At 45.9% G+C, this 292-nt stretch carries 1 pseudogene; it reads right to left on the reverse strand.

The features are described from left to right. Window positions 1-292, reverse strand: a pseudogene (locus tag R2R70_RS19645) (LysR family transcriptional regulator); the annotation flags it as partial.

Genomic DNA, 292 nt, shown 5'->3' on the forward strand with positions numbered 1-292 from the left:
GTAACAAAGGAGACCATGCCATCGTAAGCTCAAACTCAGGAATAAAGAACGGGGGATCTTCCATCATGATACTGTCATTGTTTGCCTGCATTCTTGCCACACGCGTGGGCAAAGTCGCTATCAGATCTTTATTTGCTGCAAGCATAGCAGGCATTTGATAATGTCGAGTAAAGACACTGATTTGGCGTTTTTGCCCAAGGCGCTGCAAGGCTTGATCGATAGATCCTAGTCCACCTGATTTTTCTGGATTGACCCCAAATCCCACACCCATCCCTGTTTTAGATACCCATAC

The sequence above is a fragment of the Cobetia sp. SIMBA_158 genome (genome assembly GCF_046566945.1).
GTDB lineage: Bacteria > Pseudomonadota > Gammaproteobacteria > Pseudomonadales > Halomonadaceae > Cobetia > Cobetia amphilecti.